Genomic DNA, 24998 nt, shown 5'->3' with positions numbered 1-24998 from the left:
CTCATGCCCTTCTGAGGCTGATCGCCTGTGTGATGGCCACTCCGGCCGCCAGGAAGGCCGTGGCGACGGCGAGCAGGACGCCCGTGGACACCAGGACGTCCGCCGAGTCCGACGCACTCTGCAGGTGGGTGAGCATGATGTTGACCGGGGAAACGCCCTTGCCGATCAGCACGGCCAGTACGAGCACCAGGGCGAGGACAAGCGCGTAGCCCTGCCGTCGGAACACCAACCGTGAGCAGACGAGCCCGATGGCCATACCGCTGAAGGCACAGGTGAGCTGGGCCTCGGTCCCCAGCGCCAGGTCCGCGAGGCCGAATGTGTGGGTGCCGAACATCAGCGGCAACACCAGACCGGCCGCCGTCAGCAGCAGGCACCACACGGCGGCCGTGCCCACCGTGCCGAGCAGGACGCGAAGATGGCTGCCGGCACTGACGACAACGATCGAGCGGTGCGGCTGGTCCTCAAGGCCGATCAATGCCATGGTCAGCCAGACCGAGCACAGCAACATGGCACCGGCCACAGAGGCGTAGGTCGCGGCGAGCGGACCAGTGTCGCTGCTGGTCAGCACGGCCACCAGGCCGAGGAACAGCAGCAACGGCGCGAGGTAGCGCTGGGAGAGCAGCAGCACCGTCAACATGTAGCGGGCCAGGGCGATCACAGGGCGGTCCTCCTCGCATCCGCCCGGGAACCGCGTTCGTCCGCGGCCCAGGCCAGGCCCTCCACCGACCACCGGTGTTGTAGCGCTGTGAGCAGCACGGCGTCCGAGTGCTCCCGCGACACTCGCAGGACGACCGCCTCGCCGCGTCGGGCGGTGCACACCACGCCCGGCAGCGCGTTCCAGTTCACCTCGCCCGGAATGGCGTCGGTGAGCGGCACGGACAGGACCAGCTCGACCATCGAGGCGCGGCCTCCGCCGTGCGGGCCGCCGCGCCAGGCGACCCGAGCGTCGCTGATGGTGTAGGCGCCGCTGGCATGCGTTTCGGTGATCGCCTCACGGTGGTCGGTGAAGACCACCGCCCCGCCCTGCGCGGCCACTTCGTCGATGAACTCGGCGAGGACACCGTGGGCCGAGGCGTCCAGGCCTGACCAGGGTTCGTCGAGGACCAGCAGGTCGGGCTGGACGAGCAGCGCCTGGGCGAGCGCCACCTTCTGCGCGTTGCCCTTCGACAGCGTGCGCAGGGACGCGTTCCGCCCACCCATCAGGGACAGCCGCTCCAGCAGGTAGTTGCCTCGCGCACGGGCGGCAGAGGTCGACATACCACGGATACGCCCCATGTGGGCGAGGTAGGCGATCGCCGAGATCCGGTCGTGGGCGGTGAAGCGGTCCGGTACGTAGCCGATGTGCGGCGGTCGGCCCGACACGGCCCCCGAGGTGGGCTGTGACAGTCCGACGAGGATCCTCAGCAAGGTCGACTTCCCCGAACCGTTGCTGCCTACCACCGCGATGACGTCGCCGGTCGAGACCTCCATGTCCACGTCCCTGAGGATCCACCGTCCCCCACCGTAACGTTTACCGACCGCCTCGCAACGTAACAACACGACTCCTCACTGCGGCTTGGGCGGTGGCCCCATCCAACCTGGCGGGCGCACTTGACAGTTGGCCTGACGGTCAAGTGAAGCCCTCGTCCATGGATTTCGACCGGGAAACCGCCTCCATCAGAGGCTTCGTGTGCTTGCATACCCGTCGGCCGTCGGCGTGTCCAGCTCGGCCTGGACGTGCCGCCCGCGCTCTCGGCATCCGATGGCCGCGCCTGAGCGCCGGCCGACAGGCCTCTGCTCGCCCTCGCCTCGCCCACCTCCGCAGGAGGCCAGGAGGGCGGGCACAACCGTCGCCCCGGTGACCGAGACCCTGCCTGACGGAAAGGATTACCTCGGCTGGATGGCCGCCTCCCTGGACACGCTGGGCGCACGAGGCGGCCGACCACGGCCCGGGTGCCCCACCCCGGGCGACGGCTTCGACGGGACGAAGACCTGTTGACCGGGGAGGCCAGGCAGCAAGCACCACCTGACCACGGACGGGACCGGGATCACGCTCTCAGTCACCTGCACCAGCGGCAACCGCAACGACCTCACCCAGATCGGCCCGCTGCTGGAAGCTGTGCCACCCCATGTCCAGGACGGCGCGCGGCCGCGAGGAGATCCTCCTGTCCGATGAACCGCCGTACACGGCCTGACCTGAGTACCGGTACTCATGCGCCCGCCTCGCCCGCCCAGGCAGGCTGGCGGGCATGAACCTTCCTGTCGCCCCGCCGGCCTTCGACGCCACCACCGGCCCCCAGCAGCGTCAGCGTGCCGACCTGGGTGCCGACATCGGAGCCGGGTGTGGTCTGGTGGTCCTGGAACTGATCGCCATGGTGGTGATCTTCGGGCTCTGGTTCCTGTCCGGGTTCAATCTCGACTCCGCCAAGACCGTACACACCGACTCGTTGTGGGGGTATCTGGCCGCCGCCGGTGGAATCGGACTCCTGGCCGTCGTGGCAACCGCCATCGCCGCTCGGGCCGGGGCCGTAGTGACGGTCGTCAGCCAGGCCGTGATGGCTACCCTGATCTGCGTCATTGTCTTCGGTGGGGCTACGGCGCAGTCCCACCAGGACAGGTTGTGCCGTGACATGCCGTCAGCGGCCGGGTGCAACGGCTGAAGAGCGACCTGAGACCGACCGGCCACATAGCGGCTGAGGAACGGCGGACCTGCCCGGCCGATTGGGACTGTCTGTTGTTGTTCGGGTAGCGCACCCATGCGGCCGCCTCACGGGGATCACCCGGTTTCGGATGTCCGTCGGTGCTGAGGAGTTTCGCAATCGGCACGCCATCGCCCAATGCTTCGACGAAGTCCGGGCCCATGCCCGAGCGGACGCTGCCTTGAGGCATCGCTCCTGCGGATGCGCGCATCACCGTAGCCGTGGCGAGAGCAACCTCCGGCTTGACCCTCTCACCGATGTGAACGTTTCAGACTGCGGCATGACCACGCAACTGCTTCATCACGTTGAATTCGGCGCCGGCACACCCGTCGTCATGGTGCACGGCTACACCGTCGACCATCGGCTGCTTCTCCCGCTCGAGTCCTCGTTCGCCGAGCGGGACGGCTGGCACCGCCTCTACGTCGATCTTCCGGGCCACGGCCGGTCGCACCGGATCAGTGGTCGGGTGACGGCCGACGCCATGGCGTCGGAACTGCTCGCCTTCATCGACAAGACACTCGGATCGGAACCCTTCGCGATCGTCGGAATGTCCTTCGGCGGGCAGCTGGCCCGGCAGGTCGTCGCCGACCGCGGCGAGCAGGTCCTCGGCATGTGCCTGTTCGCACCCGTGGTGAAGCCGAGCGGTCGGCGAGACCTCCCCGAGCGCCGGGTGCTCAACCGCGACGAGACCCTGCTCTGCGCACTCACTCCGGAGGACCGCGAGGTGTTCTCGGGCATCGCCGTCCACCAGAACGAGGAGGGATGGGCCGCGTTCCGCGACCATGTGCTGCCGGGCATCCGGTTGCATCACCGCGGCGACGCCGCCGAGCTGCTCGAGGCCTACATGCTCTCCGAGACGCCCGAGAGCCGCTTTTCCACGCACGAAGGCCGGCACCTGCTGGTCACCGGACGGCAGGACCACTGGGTCGGCTGGCGCGACCAGCTCTCCCTGCTGGACAGCTATCCCCGGATGACCTGCGTGGCCGTCGACGGAGCCGGCCACAACGTCCACCTCGACCGGCCCCGGCTCGTCGGCGGGCTGTTCGACCGCTGGCTCGATGCATTGGAGACCCGCCCCTGAGGTCCGCTCCCGGACCGCCACACGCCCGGATGTGCGGGTCGGGGCAGCACACGCACATGCCATTGCTGTGCTGCCCCGGTGTTCAGAGGCTTGACCTGCCGTTGGCAGGATGCATCGCTCGTCCGTGCTGCTGACGGACATGTGCCGATCGGCCGATCCCCCGCCCACACCCCGTACGGCTACTCCAGTCCGTTCTCCTTGGAGGGGATTCGAAGCTCCCGTCCGGGCCCCTTGAGGTGAGCCTCATACGGACGCCGGCCACGCCTGGTGCTGTGACCGGGGCACTAGACGTTCGCTACCGGTCTCGCGATGGACGCGGCTGCAACGGCCGCAGTCAGTGGATCGCGGGCCGGGCGGCCAAGAAGGTCCGCGAGGTCGGGGGTGGTCCTCTCCAGAAAGCCGTGCCGGATACCCGTGGCGATCGAGGCGAGCATCGGAGGCTGGAACGGCAGCAACCCTGGTGTCTCGTCGAGGAGCCTGCGCCGGTACTCGGCCAGGCTGATGGTTCGGTGCGGCACCCGGAGTCGATCGGCCACATGCTCTGCAGTGATCGGCGTGCCGACGAGGTCGTAGACGCGCCCGATGTGCCGTGCCGGATTCGCAGCGACGATCGCCGCGGCCTCGGCGAGATCCTCTCGCGCGACCGCAGCCAGGGCGCCACCGCCGAACGGGGACTCCACACCATCGTCAGCCCATATCAGGAGACCGCCGAAGAGCTCGGCGTAGAGGCCGTTGCGCAGGATCGTCCACGGCAACCCGCCGGCCCGTACACGGTGTTCGGTCGCACGGTGTGCCAGCGCGAACCCGAGATGGTCGCCAGCACCGGTCAGACTCGTGTAGACGACGTGGTGCACGCCATCACGCACGGCGGCGTCCAGGACCGCCGCGTGCCGCCCGACGACCTGGTCGTCCTCGGCATAGCCGGCCGAGATCAGCACCAGGGTCGACACACCGGCGAGATCGAGGCCCACAGGGTCGTCGAAGTCGAGATACCGCATTCCCTCGTTCGGCGTGCGGCTGCCGCCCGTCGCCTCGACGCCGCGAGTGCGCAGCGCCGCAAGAGTGGCCGAGCCGAGGTTCCCGTTCGCTCCAGTAACCAAGATCATGTCAATCGCAGTCTTCCGTCGTGGTTCTCATCGGTAACTACGCTTGATCCTCGACCGCACGTCCACCGGCCACAAGAAGGCAGTTTGATGTCACTCACGCACACCGAGGTAACCACCACCCCCGCCAACCTCGACCCCTGCGGACGCGACGACCACCCCGACTGCGGCATCCGTGACGTCCTCGACCGCATCGGGGACAAGTGGTCGGTGCTCGTGATCGTCGAACTCGCGGGCGGGCCTCGCCGCTTCCGCGAACTCCAGCGCGCCATCGACGGCATCTCTCAGCGGATGCTCACCCTCACCGTACGGAGGCTCGAGCGCGACGGCCTCGTGCTGCGCACCGTGTACCCGACCGTCCCGGCCAAGGTCGACTACCGACTGACGGAGACAGGGGCAGGCCTGACCCACTTGGTCAAGGCACTCGCCGACTGGTCCCTTGCCCACCGTGCCGTCATCGCCGAGGCACGGCGCACGTACGACCGAACCCACCTCGACCACGACATCCGCTAACCAGAATCGCCGTCACTGCATCCCTGGAGGCGGTCGACCAGACGGCAGACCGAGGGCGGCGCGGCACCCAGGAGCCGGGTGAGGGCGCGCATACGGATCCCGTTCTCACGGTCGACGATGTACATCACGCGGAGCTGGGAGACGGGGACATACGGTGGCGGGGCCTCATTGCGGTCGTGTTCCCACATGACGTCGAGGAGTTCGACGATGCTGCAGGCCTGGCGGGCCTCGGCGCGGATGGGGTCGGGGGTAGGTCGGGTGCGCTCGGTCATGCGTTTCCCATCCGAGGGGCCTGGTCCCTGCTGCTGGTGTGCGCGTGTCGGACGTCAGCCGCCGGCGTCCGGTCCGGAGGGGCGGTGCCCTCGGCCGGCGTGGTCGACGGGTATGCCGTCCTCCGGCGTATGACGATATGCCATGCGCTGGGGCTCGGTGTGACCGCTGGTTCCGGTCGCGTGGTGGGGGACGAGGTAGTCCAAGGTGCCGGTGATGTCGAGCATCCGGTCGAGGACCGGGGGGCGGTCGTCCAGGTGTAGAGCGGCGTGCGCGGCGGTAGTGCGGCGGTGGAGCATCAAGAGCATGGCCAGGCCCATGGAGTCGATGCCGTCCAGGCCACCGCAATTCAGGTGCAGGTGGCGCAGGCCGGGGGTGTCGGCGAGGTGCTGCGTTGCGGCGGCCAGGAAGTGCTCGGCGCTGTCGTAGTCGAGGCACCCGTGCACCTCCAGGTGCACGACGTGGTCGTCGGAGCTCGGTGCGGTGATCAGGCGCAGGTGGGTGGGTTCGAACCCGGTGGGCGGCGTCATGCGGTGTTCCCGAAGTCGGAGGCGATCACTGGCTCGGCCCCGGTGAGGCGGCCGACGGCCCGGTTGAGCATGAGAGAGGCCCGGGGGAAATCCCTGAGCTCCTCGCTCAGGATGTCCAGGGCCGGATTGAGGGACCGGGCGGGGACGCCGCGGGCGGTGAGGATGCCGGCCGTCCAGGTGAGGAAGCCGGTGAAGAGTTCCGGATCGCCGGTGTAAAGGGCGGTGGCCAGGAATTCCACGATGTGCGCGATGTCCTCGGCCGTGCGCTCACGCTGTGGGTCGGTGTAAGCGCGCATGGCGGGGAAACGCTCTTCCAGTCCGCCCATGACCGTGCGCACCAGGCGGGTGCCGGTGCGGACGACCATCGTGTATTCCTGGTCGGCCAGGTGCGGCAGGTCATCAATGGGCTGGTGCGCCGGCGAGGGGCGCGGCAGCGGTCCCTGGTCGAGCCGATCTGCGGCGGCCCCCGCGTCGGGGGCCCAGGCGTCGGCGCCGAGCAGGCGGGCGTACTGGCCATGAGGGCCGAAGGCGGCCCCACCAACCAGGACTGGGGTGCCGGTGGCCTGGACCGCGGTGATCGTGGCGTGCGCCGTCGGCAGGCGGGTGGCTATCGAGCTGGAGAGCGCCACCAGTTCGGGTCCGGTCTGGTGGATGTGGGCAATCAGGTGGCTGGTGGGGACCTGTGCACCGAGGAAATCGACCGTCCAGCCGCGCAGTTTGAGTACTTCGGCCAGGAGGCGGGCGGGCAGGCCGTGCCATTCCCCGTCCACGCAGGCCACCATCACCCTGCCCCGCCCGATTGCGGTGTGGGCCGAGTAGTGGTGGGAGAGGGCTGCGATGGCGCGGTCGTTGATGGCTGTGGCGGCGTGTTCCTGGGCGACTGTGATGCGGTTGGCGGCCCACTCCTCGCCGACCTTGCGCTGTACGGGGGCGATCAGATTGAGGAGCACGCTCTCGGCGGGTGCGCCGTCCTCCAGTGCCCCGAAGACCGCGCTGGTGGCTGCCTGCTCATTGCTGGTGGAGACCGCCTCCCACAGTTGGTCTCTCCGGTGCTCCTGCGGGACGGTTGCGGTGGTGGTCATGCAGTGAACCTTCCCCGTGTGTGCCCGTCCACCGCGCTGAGGTGGTGGGAACGAGGTGCAGCGATGACCATGACGGCCATGTCGTCGTGCACAGCGGAGCCCACCCACTGGGAGGCGAGCATCTGTACGTGTTCCACGATCGCCTCCGCCGGCATCCCCGCACACTTGGCCAGCGCGCCTTGCAACCGACGCTCGCCGAACATTTCGTCGCCGAGCGGGCCCCCCTTGGCCTCGGTGATGCCGTCGGTGAACAGCACGCAGAACTCACCGGGCGCGAGCGTCTCCCGAATGGTCGTCGCGCGGGCCTCGGGGAAAACCCCGACCAGGGTGCCGCGGGACCTGCCTTCCTCGACCGTGCCGTCGCATCGCACGATCAGGGCCGGAGGATGCCCGGCGCTGGTCAACCGAAGCCTCACGGAACCCGCCTCGCGCACAGCGGAGGCCATGACGAGGGTGGCGAAGCGGGTGTGGTGAGAGTTGATGAGCGCACCGTTGAGCAGGTCGATCATCCGCTGGTGGTCACCGGCCATCGGCAGCAGTGCATGAAGCGTGTTGCGGATCTTTCCCGTGAGAACAGCGGCCTCCAGGCCCTTACCGCATACGTCACCCAGCACTGCGAAGGATTCCTCACCCTCGGCGGCAGCGGGATGGACGTCATAGAAGTCACCGCCGATGCGCTCGTGGTCCTTCGAGGGGCGATAGCCGCCGGCGAAGTCCACACCTGAGATCTGGTGCAGAGTCGGCGGGAGCAGGTCCCGCATGAGCGTTTGGGAGAGAGAGGACTGTTCCGCATAAAGACGGGCCGCGGACATCGCGGCACCGGCACGGGCGGCGAACAGGCGGCCGAAGACCTCCTCCGCCTCGCTGAACGCGGCCTCCCCGTTGCGGCGCAGCAGGACCAGGGCTCCGGCGGGCACACCGTGCCCGGGCAGCGGCGTAACGACGATCGAACCGACTGTGCCGAACCCGTCGGGGACCAGCCAGGCCGGGGCCAAGGCTGGATCGATCCACCGCGACGGCACCGGTGGGAATCCCTGAAGGGCCTCCCCCAGACCGGGGACTTCGTCGGGATCGACGTCCCGCTGGAAACGCTGCGGCGCGCCGCCACGCACGCAGACCACGATCGGCAGCCGGCGAGCGCTGCGCGGCGCGATGATCAGCGCAGCGTCCGCGAGATGCTCGGCTGCGAGTTGCGCGGTCACGTCCATGCACCGCTCGAGGTTCAGCGACGAAAGCAAGGTGTTGGAGGCTTCGGCGAGGAAAGCGGCCCGCTCGCGCTCCATCCGCAGGGCCTCACGGGTCAGCCGGTGGTCGGTGTCGTCCACGAACCACCACACGACGTCCCCGTTGCCCTGCACGGTGGCATGAGCCTCGAAGCTCCGCTCCCCCACCGGACCCGACACCAAGACGTCCTCGCCCTGGCTGCCTGCCACCCGGCACGCATGCCCGTCCGTGAGCCAGTCCGGCACGCTTCCGGCCAGGACAGCGCCGGAGCAGATCCCAGGGAAAAGAGCAGTGGCCTGCGCGTTGGCGTGGCGCACCGTACCGGCGGGATCCACGATCAGGACCGGGTACGGCACGGATTTCCATGCCATATGAGCCGGAGCGTCCACACTCACGGCATGTTCCTGTTGAGTGGAAGTCACAGCCACGAAGGCTCGCTACGCGAACCCCTCACCTCATCCGGTCGAAAACATTGCCCTGCGGCAACCATCCCCTACTGGCCCCTTCCAGGCAACCCGCCCACCGGACCGCGCCGAGCCCGGCAGCGCCTTGACAAACCTGCGGCGCGAAACAGCTGGAACGACGCTCCTGCTCTCGCCGGAGAGCACCACCCCGCCCGACAAGAAGCACAGGTCAGCGCCCTATCAGGACACTCCGTCGCGCCAAAGCGACGGGTCCGCGCCACGACCCCGCCGAGAGGAGTGAAGAAATTGGGGAGGGAGAGTGAAAAGACTCGCAACGACAGCAGCTAAGCAGAGGGAGCGGCAATAGCCGATCTTCTCAACCTGTTCGGTTCACCGTCGAGAAACAGGGGTACCCCTGCTCGCCCCGATTACTATGGCACGAATAACAGCGAGCCCTGACGACAATACGACTCGAAGATCCATCTGATCACTGACCGGAACGGTCTGCCCTTGTCCGTCGGAATCTCCGGGGCCAACCTCCACGAAAGCCGGGCACTTGTGCCGCCAGTGCAGAGCATCCCGCCCGTTCGATTCCGCTGTGGCCCTCGGCGACGCAAGCCGGCCACGCTGCATGCCGACAAGGACTACGACTACGCCCATCTGCAGCGGTATTTACCGGCGCGAGGCATCCGTCACCGGATCGCCCGTAAGGGAATCCACAACTCCCAGGGGCAGGGGCGGGGCCGCCGCCACTGGACCATCGAACGCATCCTGGCCTGGCTCGCCGGCTGCCGCCACCTCCACCGCCGCTACGAACGCAAGGCCAGCCACATTCCTTGCCTTCGCCGACATCGCCGCGGAGCTCATTTGCTTCCGGCGCCTCTCGCGGCAGGCGTGAGACAGCGGGCCGGCTACGGGACGTTCCAGGCAGAGATGAACGGCTGCCCGTCTTCGGTGGCCAGGAAGCTGAGAGTGCCTGGATGCGGGTGGCCGAGCAGTCGGCTGTCGGACGCGTCGAGGCCAAGCCATCGCACGGTGAGCACCCGCGCCAGGTGGCCGTGGGTGACGACGGCGACGTCGCCGTCGCCCAACAGCGGGCGGATCCGGTCCAGCGCCGCATCCGTTCGCGCGGCCACCTGCTGGAGCTGCTCGCCAGGATGGTCGGCGTCGCCGGGAACGACGCCGTCTCGCCACAGGTCCCAGCCCGGTCGCCTCTCGCGGATCTGCGTGGCGGTCAGGCCCTCGTAGCCGCCGTAGTCCCACTCGATGAGGTCGGGATCGGGTGTGACTCCGGTCAGACCGGCCAGCTCGGCCGTCCGCATGGCTCGGCTCAGCGGACTGCTGAACACGGCAGCCGGCCGACGCGGAGCCAGTCTCGGAGCGAGAGCCCTGGCCGCGGCCTCACCCGCATCAGTCAGCGGCACATCGGTGCGACCGGCGTGCCGGCCCGACAGGCTCCACTCGGTCTGGCCGTGCCTGATCAATATCAGCTCACCCATGGCTGCCGACGCTATCTGATCATGCGGCGTCGAGCGACGGGCTCCTCGCATCGCCTCCATCGCCCTCCGCCCCTCTGCTGCCACGGATCCACCCAATGACATCGCCGAGTCCCCCGGAACGATGGTCGCGGCGATGTCGGTGCCGGCCGATAGTGTCGCCGCTCATGAACCTCAAAGGCCGTGTTGTCGCGCTCTCCGGTAGTTTCGACGCCCTCGGGCCGGGCGAGGCCGAACGGCGTATGGAAGCCGCGGGCGTACACGTGACGGACGACCTCACACCTTCCACCGCCGCGATCTTCACAGGACGGGAGACGTCGAGAGACAAGGGCAACAAGGCTTACATCCAGGGCATCCCGAATTACGACGAGGCGGCACTCCTCGCGGTGCTTGCTGAGCTCGAGAGCCCCAAGAACGGGGAAGGTTCCCGGCCCGCTCCCGTACCGGGCCCTTTCGCGGACCCCGTCTCCGTCGCCACGGCCGGCCCCGCCGAGCTGGAGAACCTGCTCACGGACGCGGACTGGACTGCCTTCGTACCCGCGCGCGACCTGCCCCCGTTGCGGGCCCGGCTCGCCGCGATCGAACGCAACCACGGCCTCACCCCGGCGCACCGGCTCGCCACGGACAGGATCCGCATGCGGGGCACGATGTTCAGCCGACCGCACGGGCACCGTTCGGAGATCACCGCGCTGGCACTCAGCCCTTCCGGCAGCCATTTAGCCACCGGTGACTGGGGTGAGGGCGACAACGGCACCCTGCAGATCTGGGAGGTCGCAACCGGGCGGTGCGTCAACGTCCTCAACTACATCGACGGTGGCGTCGGTTGGCACAACACACCGGCTACCGTGCAGTGGTCGGCCGACGGCTTGCACGTGGGCATGGCCTTCCGGACCAACGCGGTCGGTGTGTGGGACCCGTTCGGCGAATCGCGGGAGCCGCGCGCGGAGGCCCAGGTGACCAACGGCGCGTCCAGCCCGCCCGCCTGGGCGCTGCATCCCGACGGGCGCAGCGCCTACATCTCGACGGGCACGAAGCACCGGATCGGTGTACATGGGTGTATTCCCCCGCTGGAGCACGGCGTCCTCCAATGGCTGGCCGAGGAGGCCGAGCTGTCGCACGAGCACGTCCTGGCCAAGGGGCCTCTGCCGACGGAAATCCAGGAAGCCTGCGGGGAGGAACTGGAGATCGACCAGTCGCCCACCTGGTCCTCCGACGGAACCCGGCTGTACGTCGCCAACCGCTCCGAGGCCTCTGTCGTCGACGTCCCCACGGGCACACCGCTCTGGCACACCAGGATCTCTTGGCCGGCCGAGTGGAGCCCGGACGGACGCCACCTCGCCCATGTCCACCGCGGGAAACTGCACTTCTGTGACGCGACCACCGGCCGCCCGACCGTGGAGCCCCAGCCGACCGCCGGATCGCGCGGGGATCTTTCGCTGCACTGGGGCATGCGGGGATCCGTCGCCCGGCTCGCCGCCGTGCATAGCGAGGAGGCCGCAGACCCCGGCGTCGACCTCTTCGACGACGGGCAGCTCTGCTACCGACTGGCCGTCACCCCCGCGAAGTCCTCCCTGCGTGAGGACTTCACGACATGGGCCTGGGCGCCGTCCGGGGACCGGGGAGCCGTCCTCACAGCGGCGGGGCACATCGAGGTCTGGTCGATGAGCGACGGCGAGCCACAATGGCTGCGCACGCTCTCCGCCCCGACCGGGACCGCAGGCGTACTGTGGGGCGCCGACGACATCGTCGTTGCGGTGGGCAGGAAAGCCCTCCGGTTCCTACGGGTGCGTACCGGTGAAACTGTGGGCGACTACACGTTTCTACGGCAACCGGACACTGAGCTGCCGCTCCACGAGGACTATGTCTACGACCACTTCGACGGCAGAGTCCTCGCACTCGACGAGCACACCTGGTGCCTGCCCATCGAACCGGATACGGCGATCGCACCGCCCGAGCGCCGCGCCGACGTCGAAGCGCACCTGGCCTGGATCGTCGACCGGCGCTTCGCCTGGCCACTCCACTGGGGCCGGTTCGACATCTGGCCGGACGCACAGACCGCACTCGCCCATCTCCGGACGACGTCACCGGACGCCGGGAAACTGCGGCGGGCCGTCAGGGCGACAGCCGGATAGACGAATACCACCCGGCCAGGCAGCGGCACATCACCAGCAGTCGCAGCGCTGTCCGGTGTTCCCCGCTGCTCCCTCTGACGTGCCTCTCGAACCGGGCACGCCAGAGGCACGATGGACAGCTAACGGCCCGCCCCTCATGGGGCCAAGTAGATCCTGACGCCGCGGGAGACGACGAAGATCACGGCTCATGCCGATCGCCGCGCCCGTCGACCCTCACCAGGGTCGGGGCACGGGACCGCTCCGGCCGGGCCGCAACCCGGGCCGGTCGGATCACTCTCCGGAGTCGATGGTGGGCCGGCGCAGCTGCACCTCGGCGCCGGTCTGCTTGAACGACTCTGCGGACACCGGAACGAGCACCGCATCACGGTGGAAGTCCCGCAGGTTCGTCGACCCGCAACTGATCATCGTTGAGCTGAGCTTCGCCCGGGTCCGCTCCACGTTGTCATACAGGCTGCCGGCATAGGGCACGTAGCCGTCGACGCCCTCTTCGAAGACCATCTGGCCGCGCTGACCGTAGCGGGCCGCGTTCTGCGCGCGCCGCGAGCCCTCACCCCAGTACTCCTTGTACCACTGGCCGCCGATCTGCAGCTTGCGCGAGGGGCTCTCGTCGAGCCGGGCGAAGTAGCGGCCGAGCATGATGACGTCCGCCCCCATCGCCAGCGCCATCGCCATGTGCGAGTCGTTGAGCAGGCCACCGTCGCAGCACAGCGGCACGTACTCCCCGGTCTCCTGGGCGTAGGCGTCGCGCGCCTGGACCACATCGAGCAGTGCGGAGGCCTGCCCGCGGCCGATGCCCTTCTGCGCCCGGGTGGTGCAGATGGCCCCGCCGCCGATCCCGACCTTCACGAACGCCGCGCCTGCATCGGCCAGGTACCGAAAGGCCCGGCCGTCGACGACGTTCCCCGCACCGACGAAAGCGTCGTCCCCGTACGTCTCCCGGGCGAATTCGAGGGTCTTCGCCTGGTATACGGAATAGCCGTCGGAGGAGTCCAGGCACAGCACGTCCGCACCGGCCTCCACCAGAGCGGGAATACGGTCCTTGAAGTCACGGGAATTGATGCCGGCGCCCACCCGCAGACGCTTTTCGCTGTCCACGGTCGCACGGTGATACGTCTTGTGGGCCTGATAGTCCCTCTTGAGGACCAAGGAGACGACCCGGCCGTCCTCGAGCACCGGCAGTACGTCCAGGTGGTGCTGCCAGATCAGCTCGTTCGCCTCGGACAGCGAAACCGAGGCCGGCGCGGTGACCAGACTGCTCCGGCCCCGCATCCGGTTGCGGGCGGCCTCGGAAGCTCCGTGACGCTCCAGGTGGAAGTCGTCGAGGCTGATGATCCCCAGGAACTCGCCGTCCGCCTCCCCGCTCTCCGTGACCACGGCCACGCCCTGCTCGGTGTCGGCCAACTGCCGGGCGACCTCACCAAGAGGCGTCTCCGGCGCTACCGTGACGTCGCTGGTCCGGAAACCGGCCTTGTGCCGCTTCACCGTCAGCACTTCCGCGGCCTGGTCCTCGATCTGCTGGTTCTGGTGGATGAACGACAGCCCGCCGACCTGCGCCAGCGCCACCGCCAGCGTAGGTGACGACACCGCCTGCATGATGGCGCTCACCATGGGGGTGGCGACCCGGATTCCCGGCTCCTCGCCGACCCGGTGACGCACCAAGGGCGCCCCGAGATCCACATTGTCCGGCGTGCAGTCTTCTGTGGTCAGGCCCGGAATGAGGAGGTACTCACTCAGCGTGCGAGAAATCTCGGGGAGGATTTTCACGTCGTCTCCAGATAGGAGCCTGCGCACCGATCAACGACAGATGGGCGAGGCTCGTACGGGCAGTGCGGATCGACGCCGGCCGGTGGCGCACTATCGGAAGACTGCGCTCTGGACATCCTGAGAGCGGGCGCACCCGGCGGGGCAGTGCTCGCACGCGCAGCCGAATCGGCAGCGAAGGCACAACAGACCCGAATCCGCACGGTGCTGCACAGGCGCTGACTTCCATTACGCCATACGGGATCTTACCGCACCGCCCGTGTTCACCCTGTTGGCGTACAGCGCGCGGAGAGAGGCATTGTCGAAGTCGCCGGCCACTCCAACTTGGCGGCCACGCCCCGTTCGTATGTCCCGGCCGAGAGCCCGGCATCACCGGCTTACGAAGCCAGGACAACCCGCTCGCGCACGAGTTGGAATCCTGCGCGGCGGAACTTCCGGCGCTTGGGCGAACGCGAACACGATGTGGTCGCTCTCGGGCATCCGGCCTGCCAACCGCGCTTCGGGTTCAGGACCTTCGCCGTGGCTGGAGACGACGACCATCGCTCCGGCAAGAGGGCCGCCGGCCGCGCCCGCTCCTCCGCGATGACGTCAGTCTCCACATGCCGCGATGACCGTTGTGCACCGAGCGGCGCCGGGCGCCCGGGCTACGGGCGCCGGATCGTTCCGTCCGACGCGATCTGGGCGGCGTGCGAGCCGAAGTCCTCCTCCGACACGCTGGAGACGAGGTCGATTCCCTCGCCGCCCGGTTCCGGCGTGCCGGGCTCCACGATCCGGGTCGGGCGCAGGCGCCCGGACACATAGGTGCCGTCGGCGCGGAGGGTGGCTTGCAGCACGCCGCTGGTGGAGAGTGCGCCGCCGAGGCTGAACACCTTGTAGCCGGCGAAATTGCCCAGGCTGTAGGCGATCAGCCGGCCCTTGTAGAACTCCATTCCCCGCATCACGTGCGGGCCGCTGCCCACGACGAGGTCGGCGCCTGCGTCGATCACCGCACGGCTGAAGCGGTAGCTGTCACCGCGGTTCTCGCCGAGGAAGTACTCGGTACCGGGCTCCACATGGGTGCGGTCCGAGCCCTCCGCGCCGGCGTGCATCGTGACGATCACGATGTCCGCCATCGTCGCGGCGCGGGCGGTGATTCGCTTTGCGGCGGCGATGTTCGTCAGGTCGTTCGCCCCTGAGTAGGGAGAGAACCCGATCAGTGCGACCCGGATGCCGCGTACCCGCTGGACGGTGATCTGGCCCAGGCCACCGGTGAACGGCAGGTTCACGGAGCGCAGGGCGGCGATCGTCTCGCGCCGCCCCTCCTCCCCGAAGTCATCGACGTGATTGTTCGCCATGTTCATAACCGTAAATCCGGCCTTTTTGAACCAGCGGCTGTAGGACGGCGGGGTGTGGAACGCGAAGCAGTTCGGGCTGTCGATGCCGTCGCACTTGCTTGAGCCGCCGGTGGCGAGTGTGCCCTCCAGGTTCCCGAGCACCACATCGCCGGCGAGCAGGTCGTCGACGGGGTCGAAGAATGAGGCGCCGTCATCCGGCGGCAGGTCGTCCGGCAGCGAGCCCATCACGATGTCTCCCACGGCGGCGATCTGCACGTTGCCGATGGGGCGCGGCGCCCCCGGTGCACCGGACATCGTGGTTCCGGTCGTCCGCAGGGGGGACTGGACGGCGCCGATGGAGGCTGCGTCCTCGGAGCCGGAGCCGGAGCGGAACGCGAACGCCGCCGCAACGACCACCACACCGGTCCCGACCAGGCCGAGGGCGAACGGGCGGTGACGGCGCACCGCCTTCCGCCAGGCGCGCCGCTGCTGGGAGCGCTGTTCGTCAGACATGATCACCAGCTCATGCTACGAAGCAGGCGTCCATCCATCGCGGAAGGTCATCCACTGGCGTGTTCCCGACGCCGTTCCCGTTCACGCTCCAAGCGGATTCCGTCCGCACAATCCTGACCCCTCCGCGTGGCCGGGCGTTGGGCTCTCGACACTGGGCCGAGGTGGGGACGCTTCCTCGCGCTTGCCCCGGGCCCGCGCTCGGCCCATGCCGCACAGGTGTCCTCCGGCACCTCGCAGGTGACTGGATGTATCGATCACGAGGGTTGCCAACGCCGGCGGATCTGCGGAGCCGTCCGGTCCGTATGTGGTGGTCCTCGGGGAGGCGGTGAAACCAGGGGTCGACGGGAACTGCTTTCCGGTTGAGTAGCTGAGATCGATTCTGGGTTTCCGAGGAGGCGTCCCGATGCCGGGTCTTGCGCGGATGCCGCTGGAAGGCGGCGGGGAGATTCTGCTGGAAGAGGTGGGAGACGCGCCGGAGTTCGACGGTCCGGTGAAGGCGGGCCGGGTCGGCGACGCGGTGCGTGAACTGCCTCGGACACTGCAGCAGTCGCTGGTTCCGGTGCGAGAGACGGCGCGGGCGGTGCTGGACCAGCTGCGACAGGCGGGTTCGCGGGAGGTGGAGGTGGAGTTCGGGGTGAATCTGTCGGCGAAGGCCGGAGCTGTCATCACCATCGGCGAGACAGCCGTCCATCTGAAGGTCCGCGTGGTGTGGAAGAGCGGGGGCTCCGGGCAGGACACCCCGTGACGAATACGGGGTCGATGGCGGGGGACGAGTCTGCGGCAGGCTCCGGCGGTGGACCGACGCCAGGTTTCCCGGACAACGAGAGCAGCCTTGCCGGGGCGGGTGAAGCGTCGGTGCCCGTGTCGGTCTTCCAGGTCCTCGCGTCGGACGGTGATGTTGCCGGGGCGGGTTTCCTCTCCGGGGAGGACAGTGGCTTCACCTGTGCGCATGTCGTACGTGCCGCGGGGCAGTCCCCGGGAGGCCGGGTGGATGTGCTCTTCCCGCATCTGCCCGACACGCCGCGGGTGATGGCCGACGTGGTGGCTGAGGGGTGGCGAGCACCGGAAGAGGAGGACGTCGCTGTTCTCCGCCTTGACTCGGTTCCGGCGGGAGCCCTGGGCATGGCCGTGGGGACGAGCGCGGGATGCCGGGGGCACGGAGTCTTCTCGTTCGGGTTTCCCACCCAGGCACCGCAGGGCGGCCATTTCGGGTACGGCGAGGCCGGCGGCCTGCTGCCCGGGGACAACGGTGCGGGAAGACTGCTCCAGCTATCGAAAGCCAACGACCTGACCACCGGGTTCAGCGGCGGGCCGGTGGTGGACGAGCTGACCGGGCTGGTGATCGGCATGGTCACCTCCATCGCCTCCCCCGACGCCCACCTGAAAGGGCTGGGCATCGCCTACGCCACCCCGGCCGAGGTCTTGCGGGAGATCCGGCCCCGGTTGGCCGAGCACCAGGCGTGCCCGTATCTGGGGCTGGAGCCGTTCACCGCCCGGCACGCGGAGTGGTTCCACGGCCGTGAGGCCGCCGTGGAGCGGGTGCTGGCGGCGCTGGGTGGGGACCGGCGGATGCTGATGCTGCTGGGCCCCTCCGGAGCGGGGAAAACGTCGCTGATCAACGCGGGTGTCCTGCCCGCCCTGGCCGAGGGAGAGATACCGGGCAGCGACCGTTGGCTGGCCCTGTGCGCCCGGCCCGGCCAGGACCTTCTCACAGAGCTGGAGGGCGTGGGTCTGCCCGGTGCGGCCACGGACGGCCTGTTGGCCGCGGCGGAGGCCCGCCTTGCTGCCGAGCCCGACCACGACCGTCTGCTGCTGGTCATCGACCAGTTCGAGGAACTCCTCACCCAGCCGGCCCCCGCCTCGCACCAACGTGCCGACGACTGGCGTCTCCGGGCCGTGGCCCAGCTCATGGAACTGGGCGGGTCCCACGCCGCCGTCACAGTGCTCCTGGTCATGCGCAACGACTTCTACGCCCCGCTCGACGCACTCGCCCCCGACTTGATGAACGCCGTTCTTCCCGGACTGTGCAACGTCCCCGCGACCCTGAGCCGCCAGGACCTGCAAGCGATCATCACCCGCCCCGCCGCGGCCGTGGGCCTGCCTCTCGAGCGCGGCTTGGCGGACCGGATCGTCGACGACGTCCTGGACACCGACCCAGTGGCCCGGCAAGCGCCGGTCACCCTGCTCCCGCCGCTGGAGCTGGCCCTACGTCAGTTATGGGTACGCCGCCGCCGCGAGGACGGGCGCCTCACCCACGCGGCCTACGAGAAGATCGGCAAGGTGACCGGCAGTCTGACGGCCTGGTGCAACCGTGCCCTCAGCCAACTGCCCGCCGCCCAGCGCCCCGTCGCGCAACGGATCCTCACCGCACTGGTCCAGCCGGCCGACGAGGCCAACGGCATCCCTGCCACCCGCCGGCCCGTTCCTCTCACCCGCCTGCGCGCTCTGGCAACCGACCACGGGTTCACCGGCCCTGCCGCCGACGCCGACTTCGATGCCGTACTGGCGGCCCTGACCCGCTACCGCATCGTCATCACCGGCACCACCACACTTTCCGGCGCGTCTCCTGACGAACCGGCAGCGGAGCTCATCCACGACGCTCTCATCCGTGGCTGGGCCGACCTGCGTGACTGGGTCGCCCAGGACCACCAGTTCCAGGTCTGGCTCCGCCGCGCCACCGAACAGCAGGACCGCCACGCACACAGCGGCCTGCCCGGCGACCTGCTGGACGGCTCCCTCCTCGCAGAAGGAGAGGAATGGGCAGGCCGACGCTCCCTCCCGGCCGACATCACCGCGCTCGTGGAAGCCAGCCGACAGCATCAGCAGTCGGCCCTGCGCCGCACCCGGCGCATCAACACCAGTCTGGTCGTCATGCTGGTACTCGCCCTGATCGCCACCGGCGTCGCATTCGACCAGCGGCAGACCGTCATCGGCCAGCGTGACCGTGCCGCCTCCGCCCAGGTGGCCGGCGTCGCGCAGTCGGTTCGCCGCACCGATCCCGAGCTCGCCCGGCGGCTGGCGGTGGCTTCGGCGCGCCTGGCCGACACCCCCGAGTCGTGGTCGGCCCTGCTTGCCCTGCACAACCAGCAGGAGGACGATGCGCTCAAGCTGCCCGGCTTCGTCGCGACGGAGTCCGATCTGGACGCCACCGGGCAAACCCTCGTGGCCGCCGGGGGCACCCGTGTGGAGTTCTGGAACGTCCGGACCCGCAGGAAGACCGGTTCCTACACCGCGCCGGCCAGGGTCCACCGGGTGGACCTTTCCGACGACGGCAAGACGGCCGCCGTGAGCACCTACGACGGATACACCCGCCTCCTCGACGTCGCCGGCGCGCGCCTGCGCAATGCGCACGCCTACCGCACCGCCAGGGAGAGCAGCGGATACTGGCCGGGCATGGCGATCAGCCCCCGGGGCACCTACCTGATGGTCGAGACAACCGGCTCGGACCGGATGTCCACACTGGCGGTCTGGGACACTCGCACCGCCCGCAGGATCATTGCTTTGAGCGCCCGTGCGACAGTCACTCTCTTGCAGGATTCCTCGTTCTCTCCGGATGAACGAGTGCTCTCACTGCCCGGCAGCCATGGAAAGCCGTTCACCTGGATCGACCTGCGCACCAAGAAGAAGCTGCCTGTCCCCCTCCCGTACTACGGGCTCAAGGCAGGCGACATCGAGGGTCCTGTGGTGTTCGGCCCGGACGGCAAACTCGCGGCTGTGAGGGCCAAGGGCGGCAGAATCAGCGTGTTCGACCGCGCCAAGAGATCGATCGGCATCGAACTCATAGGTGCTAAGGACGCCACGGACCACTCGTCCCTGTATTTCAGTCACGACGGTCGGTACATCGTGCACAACTCCGTCGTCTGGAGGGCGTCGGTGACGAGTTCGGGACCGGTCGTGCGCTACTCGACCACTGAGAGCGAGTGCTTCCCCCCGACGGCCCTGCGTTTCACCGCCGACGACTCGAAGCTCCGGTGCGTCGGGACCGACGGCGTGGTCCGGTCGCTCGACGTGAGCGCCTTCACCAAACCCCCCAAGGAGAACGGCTATTACTACAGGGAGGGGGCGGTGAGCGCCGACGGGCGCACCCTTGCGCTGCGCGCCGACAACGACTTCGACGTCGAAATCTGGTCCCCGCTGTCGCGGACCAAGCGATTCACCCTGACCTCGCGCAGGGAAGACACGGGGCGGCCCGTGGATGAGATGCAGCTCAGCCGTGATGGACGTCGGCTCGGCATCCTCAGCGGTACCACGATCGAGATCTGGGACACGGGCAGGAAGAAGGGATCGATGCTCGGCAGCCTGTCCATCCTCAGGCAGGACCAGACCGACGGAGCGACGACGGCGTTCGCGTTCTCACCGGACGACAAGTCGCTCGCCGTTCAGGTCGTGACGAAAGACGAGACCAATGTGCTCACCTTCTGGAATCTGACCACGATGCGCCGGATCCATGAGGTGCGCGCCAACCTCGGTTACCCGGACAACGGAGGGGCCGTCCTCTTCCAGCCCGACGGCAAGAGCGTGATCGCCGCCCCGAATTTCGGAAGAGTCGCCTTCCCTTCCGGCAGGGTAGTCACCAAAGGCTCCCCGAACCTGGAAGTGAACTCCGCCAGCGCGGACGGCGCGACGCTCTACACCTACCCCCGTGGATTCCGGCCCTACGTCCGGTTCTGGGATGCTCGGACACTCCAGCCCGACGGAGAGGATCTGCGCACCGGCCCCGCGTACACACCCGGTCTGCCGGAAAGGGCCACCGCCACCTCGCCCGACGGACGGTTGTTCGCCACCCTGTACCAATCCAGACCCGGCTACGAGATCAAGGTATGGGACAGCCGCACCCGGTCCCAGCTCGGCGTCTCGCTCACGGGGCCCCTCGACGAGATCGTCGCGCTCGCGTTCACTCCTGACGGGTCGGCGCTGACCGGCGTTGACCGGCACGGCAGGTTCTTCGCCTACACCATCGCCCCTGCGCAGCTGATCCGAGACCTGTGCGCCAAGTCAGGCCCCCTGACCGAACGAGAATGGAAAGCTCACATCCCCGACATCCCGTACCGCAAGTCATGCTGACCTGCCGGAAGGAACAGAAGCTGCAGATGGACGAACGGACGCTTCACAGCTCCTCGTTCGGCACGGCGGCGGGTGCCTACGCCGAGCACCGCCCGGACTACGCACAGGCTGCGGTGCGCTGGGCACTTGAACCCGCGCCCGGCCCGCGGGTGCTCGACCTCGGCGCCGGGACCGGCAAGCTCACCGGCACGCTGGGCGCGCTGGGCTTCGACGTCGTCGCGGTCGAGCCCGACCCGGCGATGCTGGCCGAATTGCGCCGTGGCCTCCCATCCGTGCGCGCCCTGCCGGGCAGCGCCGAGGCGATACCGCTCCCGGACGCGTCCATCGACGCCGTGCTCTCCGGCAACGCCATGCATTGGTTCGATATGGACGTCGCGGGCCCCGAGATCGCCAGGGTCCTCGCACCCGGCGGGGTTCTGGCGGGCCTGTGGAACATTTTCGACGACCGGGTCGACTGGGTGGCCGGGCTCGCGCGGGTCAGCGGGAGCGCGGCCATCGGTCCGCGCGACGTGCCCTCCAGTTGGCGTACCCAGACGGCCGGCATGCACCTTTCCAAGACGGGCGGGGACGCCCTGTTCGAGGCCTCGGAACAAGCGGAGTTCCCACACGGGCAGCGCCGGACCGCCGACTCCCTCGTCGCGACCCTCGCGACGAAGGCGGGAATGCTGGTCATGCCGGAACGGGAACGGGAGGCCGCGCTGGGCCGGACCCGCTCCTATCTCGCGAGCCGGCCGGAGACCACCAACGGCGAGTTCACCCTCCCGATGTTGACCGGCGTGCTGCGCGTCCGGCGGCTGTGAAGTCGCAGCGTTCCCCGAGCAGTTCCGTCACCAGTTGCGTCATGAGCGGCACGTGAATGGCCCGTTGCTCCGCCGCACGTAGCAGGGCTCCTCCGATCGCATCGGTTCCAGCGGGTGGCCCGCCCCCGCATCGCGTTGCATCGACGACTTGCTGTCGTAGAGAAATCCGTCGCAGCGCGCCAGGACCCTGGCGGCGTCGCCCGGCCCGCTGCAGGCCCGGCTCACGCCCGTGGTCTCCTCGACCAGAACTGCCGGCTCGAGACGCCGCTCGGTCCGGACGTTTCCGATGGTCAGGCGGTAACGGGTGGCGAGGAGGGCAAAGGGGGCCAGGAAAGCCGACTTGGCCCACAGGACGGCGTTCCCGTTCCGGACTGACGCGGGTGTTCGTGCCGGCGGTTGTGAGCAATGCGACGAGCGGCCCGAGGTGCTCCTGCCGGCCGGCCAGGTCGATCTAGACGGGCTGCCGTGCTCGACGACGCCCGGCGCGGTGCGGGGTCGACTCGGCGCGGATCACGGCCGGCACGATCCTCCGCACGCCGTAGCGTGCCCGCAGGGCGTCCACATGCTCGATGCCGCGGATGAAACCGCCACAGCCCGACCAACACAAAAATCCCGTCCGCCAAACAGGACAACCGCTGGCCGATGCCCTTCGCGCGCGTGCTGATTTCCGCACCCTGGGGAAATCCCACCGTGTGACAGGTGGCTTGGAGCCGTCCCTTGCGACTGGCGTGATGGTTTCGGTCCGTAAGAAAGGAAAAAGAAAGGGAGTTGATAATCCATGGGGCACATGTAGTGTTCATCTGTCTGTTCCGAATGCCTTTGGCCGAGCACCGGCCGGGCACATGAAGACAAGGAGGAGTCAATTCTATGCGTACGTCCACACGGGTCGTCGCAGTGGCCGTCGTGGGCACATTCCTCACTGCCGCACTGTCAGGCACCGCAACGGCCGCCGAGGTTTCGACCAAGCTGAGCAGGGTCGCGGACAATCCCTCCGGAAAGGTTCTCCGGGCGGCGGACTGAACCCCACCCGCGGGATACGTCGCTCATTCCTCGTACGCGACTTCCGCGAGATGCGAGACGCAGGGACAGAAGGGAATCACCGATGACTCCTGGAGCACCTATCTGTGCCACCAGGAGTCCTGGGGAGTGGAAATTCCCCTCCATTTCTATGCGCTGTACGTGAAGAATTAAGGATTCCATTTCCGGCGGCCCGGGTGTGATCGTCCGGATCGCCGGGCCATGAATATCCACGACCGTGGGGCGGAGAACCGGGACCGTGGAGTCTGCCGAGATGTCCCGCGATCCGTGCCCACCGTGCGTCAGTTGGTGCCGGTGCCGGACCCGTACTCATGCAGCACGCTCGCCCTGGGCTGAATCAGAGGGTGCGACCCCGTTCAGCGGCTGAGCAACGCGTCCGTCCTGACAGTCGCCCTCTCGGCTGGGCGAGGACTCGTCGAGGGCATTGCGCCGGCACGCGCCGGTGCGTCCGGCGGGGAGCCGGACACCCGGGGCGGCGGCAAGATCACAATCGACTGGAGAAGAGGGAGTTCTGCGATGGATGGACGGGTTGTCCTGCTGATACCGGGAACCGTTCCGCGACCGAGCAGCGGCGTCTTGGGCGAGCTGGCCCGGGAGTTCGTCTCCGTCGGGGACGTGCTGGCGCGGATCGACGAAGTCGCGGTGGAGCTGGGCATGGAGAAGGTGTCTCCCCGGTTGGTCGGCGAGAACGCCCCGCCGCCCGGTGCGGCTGATCCGGACGCGCAGTACCTGGAGATCTTCGCGGTCTCCGCGGCGGTGTGCGCGGCAGCCGCCGAATGCGGCCTGGAGCCCTTTGCCGTGGCGGGGCAGAGCATCGGCGAGTTGTGGGCGCTGGCCGCCGGTGGGCATCTGACGGTCGAGGACGCGGCCCGCCTCGCTGTGGCCCGTTCCCGAGCCCTGTCCGGGCAGAACTGGCCGGGAGCGATGCTGGCGGTGGGAACCCGGGAGGCCGACGCGCGTAGTCTCGCGGCGCTGGTCGGGGACCCGGATCTGGTGGTGGCTTGCGTGAACGCGCCCCGCCAGTCCGTGCTGAGCGGGCCGGCTGCCGCGATCGCGCGCGCCCGCGAGATCGCCGAGTTCCTGGGCTGGCCGACCGCCGAACTCGATGTCCCGCATGCCTCCCACTCACCGGCCCTCGGCCCGGCGGCACGCGCGCTGAGGGCGCAGCAACCCTCGGTGCCGTACGGGGGCAGGCACTGGCGGATCTGGTCCACGAACCTGGGGCATGAGGTGGGGGACGAGGACCCGCTGGAGATGACCATCGACGCGTTGACCGGCCCCGTTCGGCTCCTGGACACCCTCAGGGATCTCCACGGGCACGGCGCGAGTGTCTTCGTGGACTGCGGAGCCCGCCCGGTCGCCGGCCCCCTCGCGGAGTCTTCGTTGCCGGGCATTCGCGTGTACGTCCCGCTGGCTGATCCGGCCGGTCCGGCCGCCGTGCTGCGGAGCCTGGCGTCCGGTGCTCCGGCCTCGGCCCTGGTTGGCCCTGCGCGGTCCGGGGAGAGCCACGGAAAGAAGGCCAAGGGCAAGGGCAAGCGCAAGGGCAAGGGCAAGTTGAAGGACACCCGGCCCTCCCCGACGGACGCTCCCACCTGCGCAGCTCCGACCACGCCGGTTCACGAAGCCGTGACCGCCGCCACCGAGACCTTCCAGACCCCTGGCGCCACGCCGTCCGAGCCCTCCGTGTCGGCCGTGCCCGCGGTACCCGATCGGCAGGAGATCCTGGCCCGCCTGCGCACCATGTACGCGGAAGCCCTCGAATATCCCGAAGAGGTACTGGAGGACGACGCCGACCTCGAGGCGGCCCTCGGCGTCGAATCCCTCCAGCAGCTGGCCCTCCTGCGACGCACCGAAGACCTCTACGGCGTCGAGGGCCTGCGGCACAACCCCCGCCTTCTCCAACTGGCCACCCTGGGGAGGATCGCCGACGCCGTCATCGAGGCCCGAGCGGCGGCGTAGCGCGGGTGCTTCCCCAAAGGGAAGCACCGGGAACTCA

Annotated in this window: 19 protein-coding genes and 2 pseudogenes; 11 read left to right on the top strand and 10 right to left on the bottom strand. The window is 68.8% G+C overall.

All coding sequences use genetic code 11. From position 1 onward, the window contains the following. Position 1 precedes the first annotated feature (1 nt). Together ACWCP6_RS18755 and ACWCP6_RS18750 are read right to left on the bottom strand one after the other, a co-directional pair. The gene (locus tag ACWCP6_RS18755; RefSeq protein ID WP_450933568.1) at positions 2-658 is read right to left on the bottom strand and encodes a hypothetical protein; all 657 of its coding nucleotides are present in this window, start codon (positions 656-658) and stop codon (positions 2-4) included. Continuing rightward, on the bottom strand, positions 655-1476 hold the full coding sequence (locus tag ACWCP6_RS18750; protein WP_450933567.1) for an ATP-binding cassette domain-containing protein: 822 nt from the start codon (positions 1474-1476) through the stop codon (positions 655-657). Before ACWCP6_RS18750 ends, ACWCP6_RS18755 begins: the two co-directional genes overlap by 4 nt. 361 nt (positions 1477-1837) lie before the next feature. Between ACWCP6_RS18750 and ACWCP6_RS18745 the strand changes: the two genes are divergently transcribed. The 4 genes and pseudogenes from ACWCP6_RS18745 (at position 1838) to ACWCP6_RS18730 (ending at position 3759) form a co-directional block, all read left to right on the top strand. Next, the gene (locus ACWCP6_RS18745) at positions 1838-1978 is read left to right on the top strand and encodes a hypothetical protein (RefSeq protein WP_450933566.1); all 141 of its coding nucleotides are present in this window, start codon (positions 1838-1840) and stop codon (positions 1976-1978) included. Between the two features lie 18 nt (positions 1979-1996). Further along, positions 1997-2155, top strand: a pseudogene (locus ACWCP6_RS18740) (transposase); the annotation flags it as partial. Between the two features lie 73 nt (positions 2156-2228). Further along, entirely contained in the window at positions 2229-2639 is a 411-nt protein-coding gene (locus ACWCP6_RS18735) for a DUF6234 family protein (RefSeq protein ID WP_450933565.1), read from the top strand. A 319-nt stretch (positions 2640-2958) separates the two neighbouring features. Further along, on the top strand, positions 2959-3759 hold the full coding sequence (locus ACWCP6_RS18730; protein ID WP_450933564.1) for an alpha/beta fold hydrolase: 801 nt from the start codon (positions 2959-2961) through the stop codon (positions 3757-3759). A gap of 284 nt (positions 3760-4043) precedes the next feature. Here the strand turns inward: ACWCP6_RS18730 and ACWCP6_RS18725 are convergent, their stop codons facing one another. Beyond that, a complete protein-coding gene (locus tag ACWCP6_RS18725; RefSeq protein WP_450933563.1) occupies positions 4044-4865 on the bottom strand; it encodes an NAD(P)H-binding protein in 822 nt (273 codons plus the stop codon). Positions 4866-4952: 87 nt separating this feature from the next. On the opposite strand from ACWCP6_RS18725, the gene ACWCP6_RS18720 reads away from it, so the two are divergent. Continuing rightward, the gene (locus ACWCP6_RS18720; protein ID WP_450933562.1) at positions 4953-5375 is read left to right on the top strand and encodes a winged helix-turn-helix transcriptional regulator; all 423 of its coding nucleotides are present in this window, start codon (positions 4953-4955) and stop codon (positions 5373-5375) included. Here the strand turns inward: ACWCP6_RS18720 and ACWCP6_RS18715 are convergent. From ACWCP6_RS18715 to ACWCP6_RS18700, 4 genes are read right to left on the bottom strand one after another with little or no spacing between them, the layout of a single operon-like run. After that, positions 5372-5647 carry a hypothetical protein gene (locus tag ACWCP6_RS18715; RefSeq protein WP_450933561.1) on the bottom strand — a complete coding sequence of 92 codons (276 nt, stop codon included), beginning with the start codon at positions 5645-5647 and terminating at the stop codon, positions 5372-5374. The two genes, ACWCP6_RS18720 and ACWCP6_RS18715, sit on opposite strands and share 4 nt — an antisense overlap. Before the next feature lie 54 nt (positions 5648-5701). Next, entirely contained in the window at positions 5702-6175 is a 474-nt protein-coding gene (locus tag ACWCP6_RS18710; protein WP_450933560.1) for an STAS domain-containing protein, read from the bottom strand. After that, complete coding sequence (locus ACWCP6_RS18705) at positions 6172-7257, bottom strand: cobalamin B12-binding domain-containing protein (RefSeq protein ID WP_450933559.1); 1086 nt, start codon at positions 7255-7257, stop codon at positions 6172-6174. The genes ACWCP6_RS18710 and ACWCP6_RS18705 overlap by 4 nt, the downstream gene beginning before the upstream one ends. Further along, positions 7254-8852, bottom strand: a complete 1599-nt coding sequence (locus ACWCP6_RS18700; RefSeq protein WP_450933558.1) for a PP2C family protein-serine/threonine phosphatase — start codon at positions 8850-8852, stop codon at positions 7254-7256. The genes ACWCP6_RS18705 and ACWCP6_RS18700 overlap by 4 nt, the downstream gene beginning before the upstream one ends. 504 nt (positions 8853-9356) lie before the next feature. On the opposite strand from ACWCP6_RS18700, the pseudogene ACWCP6_RS18695 reads away from it, so the two are divergent. Beyond that, a pseudogene (locus tag ACWCP6_RS18695) lies at positions 9357-9783 on the top strand (transposase); the annotation flags it as partial. A gap of 13 nt (positions 9784-9796) precedes the next feature. On the opposite strand, the gene ACWCP6_RS18690 reads toward ACWCP6_RS18695, so the two are convergent. Then, on the bottom strand, positions 9797-10384 hold the full coding sequence (locus ACWCP6_RS18690; protein WP_450933557.1) for a histidine phosphatase family protein: 588 nt from the start codon (positions 10382-10384) through the stop codon (positions 9797-9799). A gap of 164 nt (positions 10385-10548) precedes the next feature. Here ACWCP6_RS18690 and ACWCP6_RS18685 point away from each other — a divergent pair, with 164 nt between their 5' ends. Beyond that, entirely contained in the window at positions 10549-12513 is a 1965-nt protein-coding gene (locus tag ACWCP6_RS18685) for a hypothetical protein (protein ID WP_450933556.1), read from the top strand. Positions 12514-12783: 270 nt separating this feature from the next. Here the strand turns inward: ACWCP6_RS18685 and ACWCP6_RS18680 are convergent, their stop codons facing one another. Both ACWCP6_RS18680 and ACWCP6_RS18675 read right to left on the bottom strand, forming a co-directional pair. Then, positions 12784-14277, bottom strand: coding sequence for an IMP dehydrogenase (locus ACWCP6_RS18680; protein WP_450933555.1), 1494 nt, complete (start codon positions 14275-14277; stop codon positions 12784-12786). 641 nt (positions 14278-14918) lie between these two features. Then, the gene (locus tag ACWCP6_RS18675; RefSeq protein WP_450933691.1) at positions 14919-16100 is read right to left on the bottom strand and encodes a CapA family protein; all 1182 of its coding nucleotides are present in this window, start codon (positions 16098-16100) and stop codon (positions 14919-14921) included. A gap of 403 nt (positions 16101-16503) precedes the next feature. On the opposite strand from ACWCP6_RS18675, the gene ACWCP6_RS18670 reads away from it, so the two are divergent. From ACWCP6_RS18670 to ACWCP6_RS18655, 4 genes are all read left to right on the top strand, one after another. Then, positions 16504-16845, top strand: coding sequence for a CU044_2847 family protein (locus ACWCP6_RS18670; protein WP_450933554.1), 342 nt, complete (start codon positions 16504-16506; stop codon positions 16843-16845). A gap of 116 nt (positions 16846-16961) precedes the next feature. Then, on the top strand, positions 16962-21164 hold the full coding sequence (locus ACWCP6_RS18665; protein ID WP_450933553.1) for an nSTAND1 domain-containing NTPase: 4203 nt from the start codon (positions 16962-16964) through the stop codon (positions 21162-21164). 26 nt (positions 21165-21190) lie between these two features. Next, complete coding sequence (locus tag ACWCP6_RS18660) at positions 21191-21964, top strand: class I SAM-dependent methyltransferase (RefSeq protein ID WP_450933552.1); 774 nt, start codon at positions 21191-21193, stop codon at positions 21962-21964. Between the two features lie 1554 nt (positions 21965-23518). Then, positions 23519-24961, top strand: a complete 1443-nt coding sequence (locus ACWCP6_RS18655) for an acyltransferase domain-containing protein (protein ID WP_450933551.1) — start codon at positions 23519-23521, stop codon at positions 24959-24961. The last annotated feature ends 37 nt before the right edge of the window (positions 24962-24998 follow it).

This window comes from Streptomyces sp. NPDC002004 (assembly GCF_053593975.1).
The sequence above is the reverse complement of the archived record's forward strand: the minus strand, read 5'-3'. Positions and strand labels throughout refer to the sequence as shown.

What these genes read in the sequence shown, in the direction of transcription:
- ACWCP6_RS18660 (WP_450933552.1), top strand. Translation starts at nt 21,191, where the DNA reads ATGGACGAACGGACGCTTCACAGCTCCTCGTTCGGCACGGCGGCGGGT.
- ACWCP6_RS18715 (WP_450933561.1), bottom strand. Translation starts at nt 5,647, where the DNA reads ATGACCGAGCGCACCCGACCTACCCCCGACCCCATCCGCGCCGAGGCC.
- ACWCP6_RS18655 (WP_450933551.1), top strand. Translation starts at nt 23,519, where the DNA reads ATGGATGGACGGGTTGTCCTGCTGATACCGGGAACCGTTCCGCGACCG.
- ACWCP6_RS18710 (WP_450933560.1), bottom strand. Translation starts at nt 6,175, where the DNA reads ATGACGCCGCCCACCGGGTTCGAACCCACCCACCTGCGCCTGATCACC.
- ACWCP6_RS18700 (WP_450933558.1), bottom strand. Translation starts at nt 8,852, where the DNA reads ATGGCATGGAAATCCGTGCCGTACCCGGTCCTGATCGTGGATCCCGCC.
- ACWCP6_RS18685 (WP_450933556.1), top strand. Translation starts at nt 10,549, where the DNA reads ATGAACCTCAAAGGCCGTGTTGTCGCGCTCTCCGGTAGTTTCGACGCC.
- ACWCP6_RS18705 (WP_450933559.1), bottom strand. Translation starts at nt 7,257, where the DNA reads ATGACCACCACCGCAACCGTCCCGCAGGAGCACCGGAGAGACCAACTG.
- ACWCP6_RS18735 (WP_450933565.1), top strand. Translation starts at nt 2,229, where the DNA reads ATGAACCTTCCTGTCGCCCCGCCGGCCTTCGACGCCACCACCGGCCCC.
- ACWCP6_RS18730 (WP_450933564.1), top strand. Translation starts at nt 2,959, where the DNA reads ATGACCACGCAACTGCTTCATCACGTTGAATTCGGCGCCGGCACACCC.
- ACWCP6_RS18670 (WP_450933554.1), top strand. Translation starts at nt 16,504, where the DNA reads ATGCCGGGTCTTGCGCGGATGCCGCTGGAAGGCGGCGGGGAGATTCTG.
- ACWCP6_RS18720 (WP_450933562.1), top strand. Translation starts at nt 4,953, where the DNA reads ATGTCACTCACGCACACCGAGGTAACCACCACCCCCGCCAACCTCGAC.
- ACWCP6_RS18675 (WP_450933691.1), bottom strand. Translation starts at nt 16,100, where the DNA reads ATGTCTGACGAACAGCGCTCCCAGCAGCGGCGCGCCTGGCGGAAGGCG.
- ACWCP6_RS18725 (WP_450933563.1), bottom strand. Translation starts at nt 4,865, where the DNA reads ATGATCTTGGTTACTGGAGCGAACGGGAACCTCGGCTCGGCCACTCTT.
- ACWCP6_RS18690 (WP_450933557.1), bottom strand. Translation starts at nt 10,384, where the DNA reads ATGGGTGAGCTGATATTGATCAGGCACGGCCAGACCGAGTGGAGCCTG.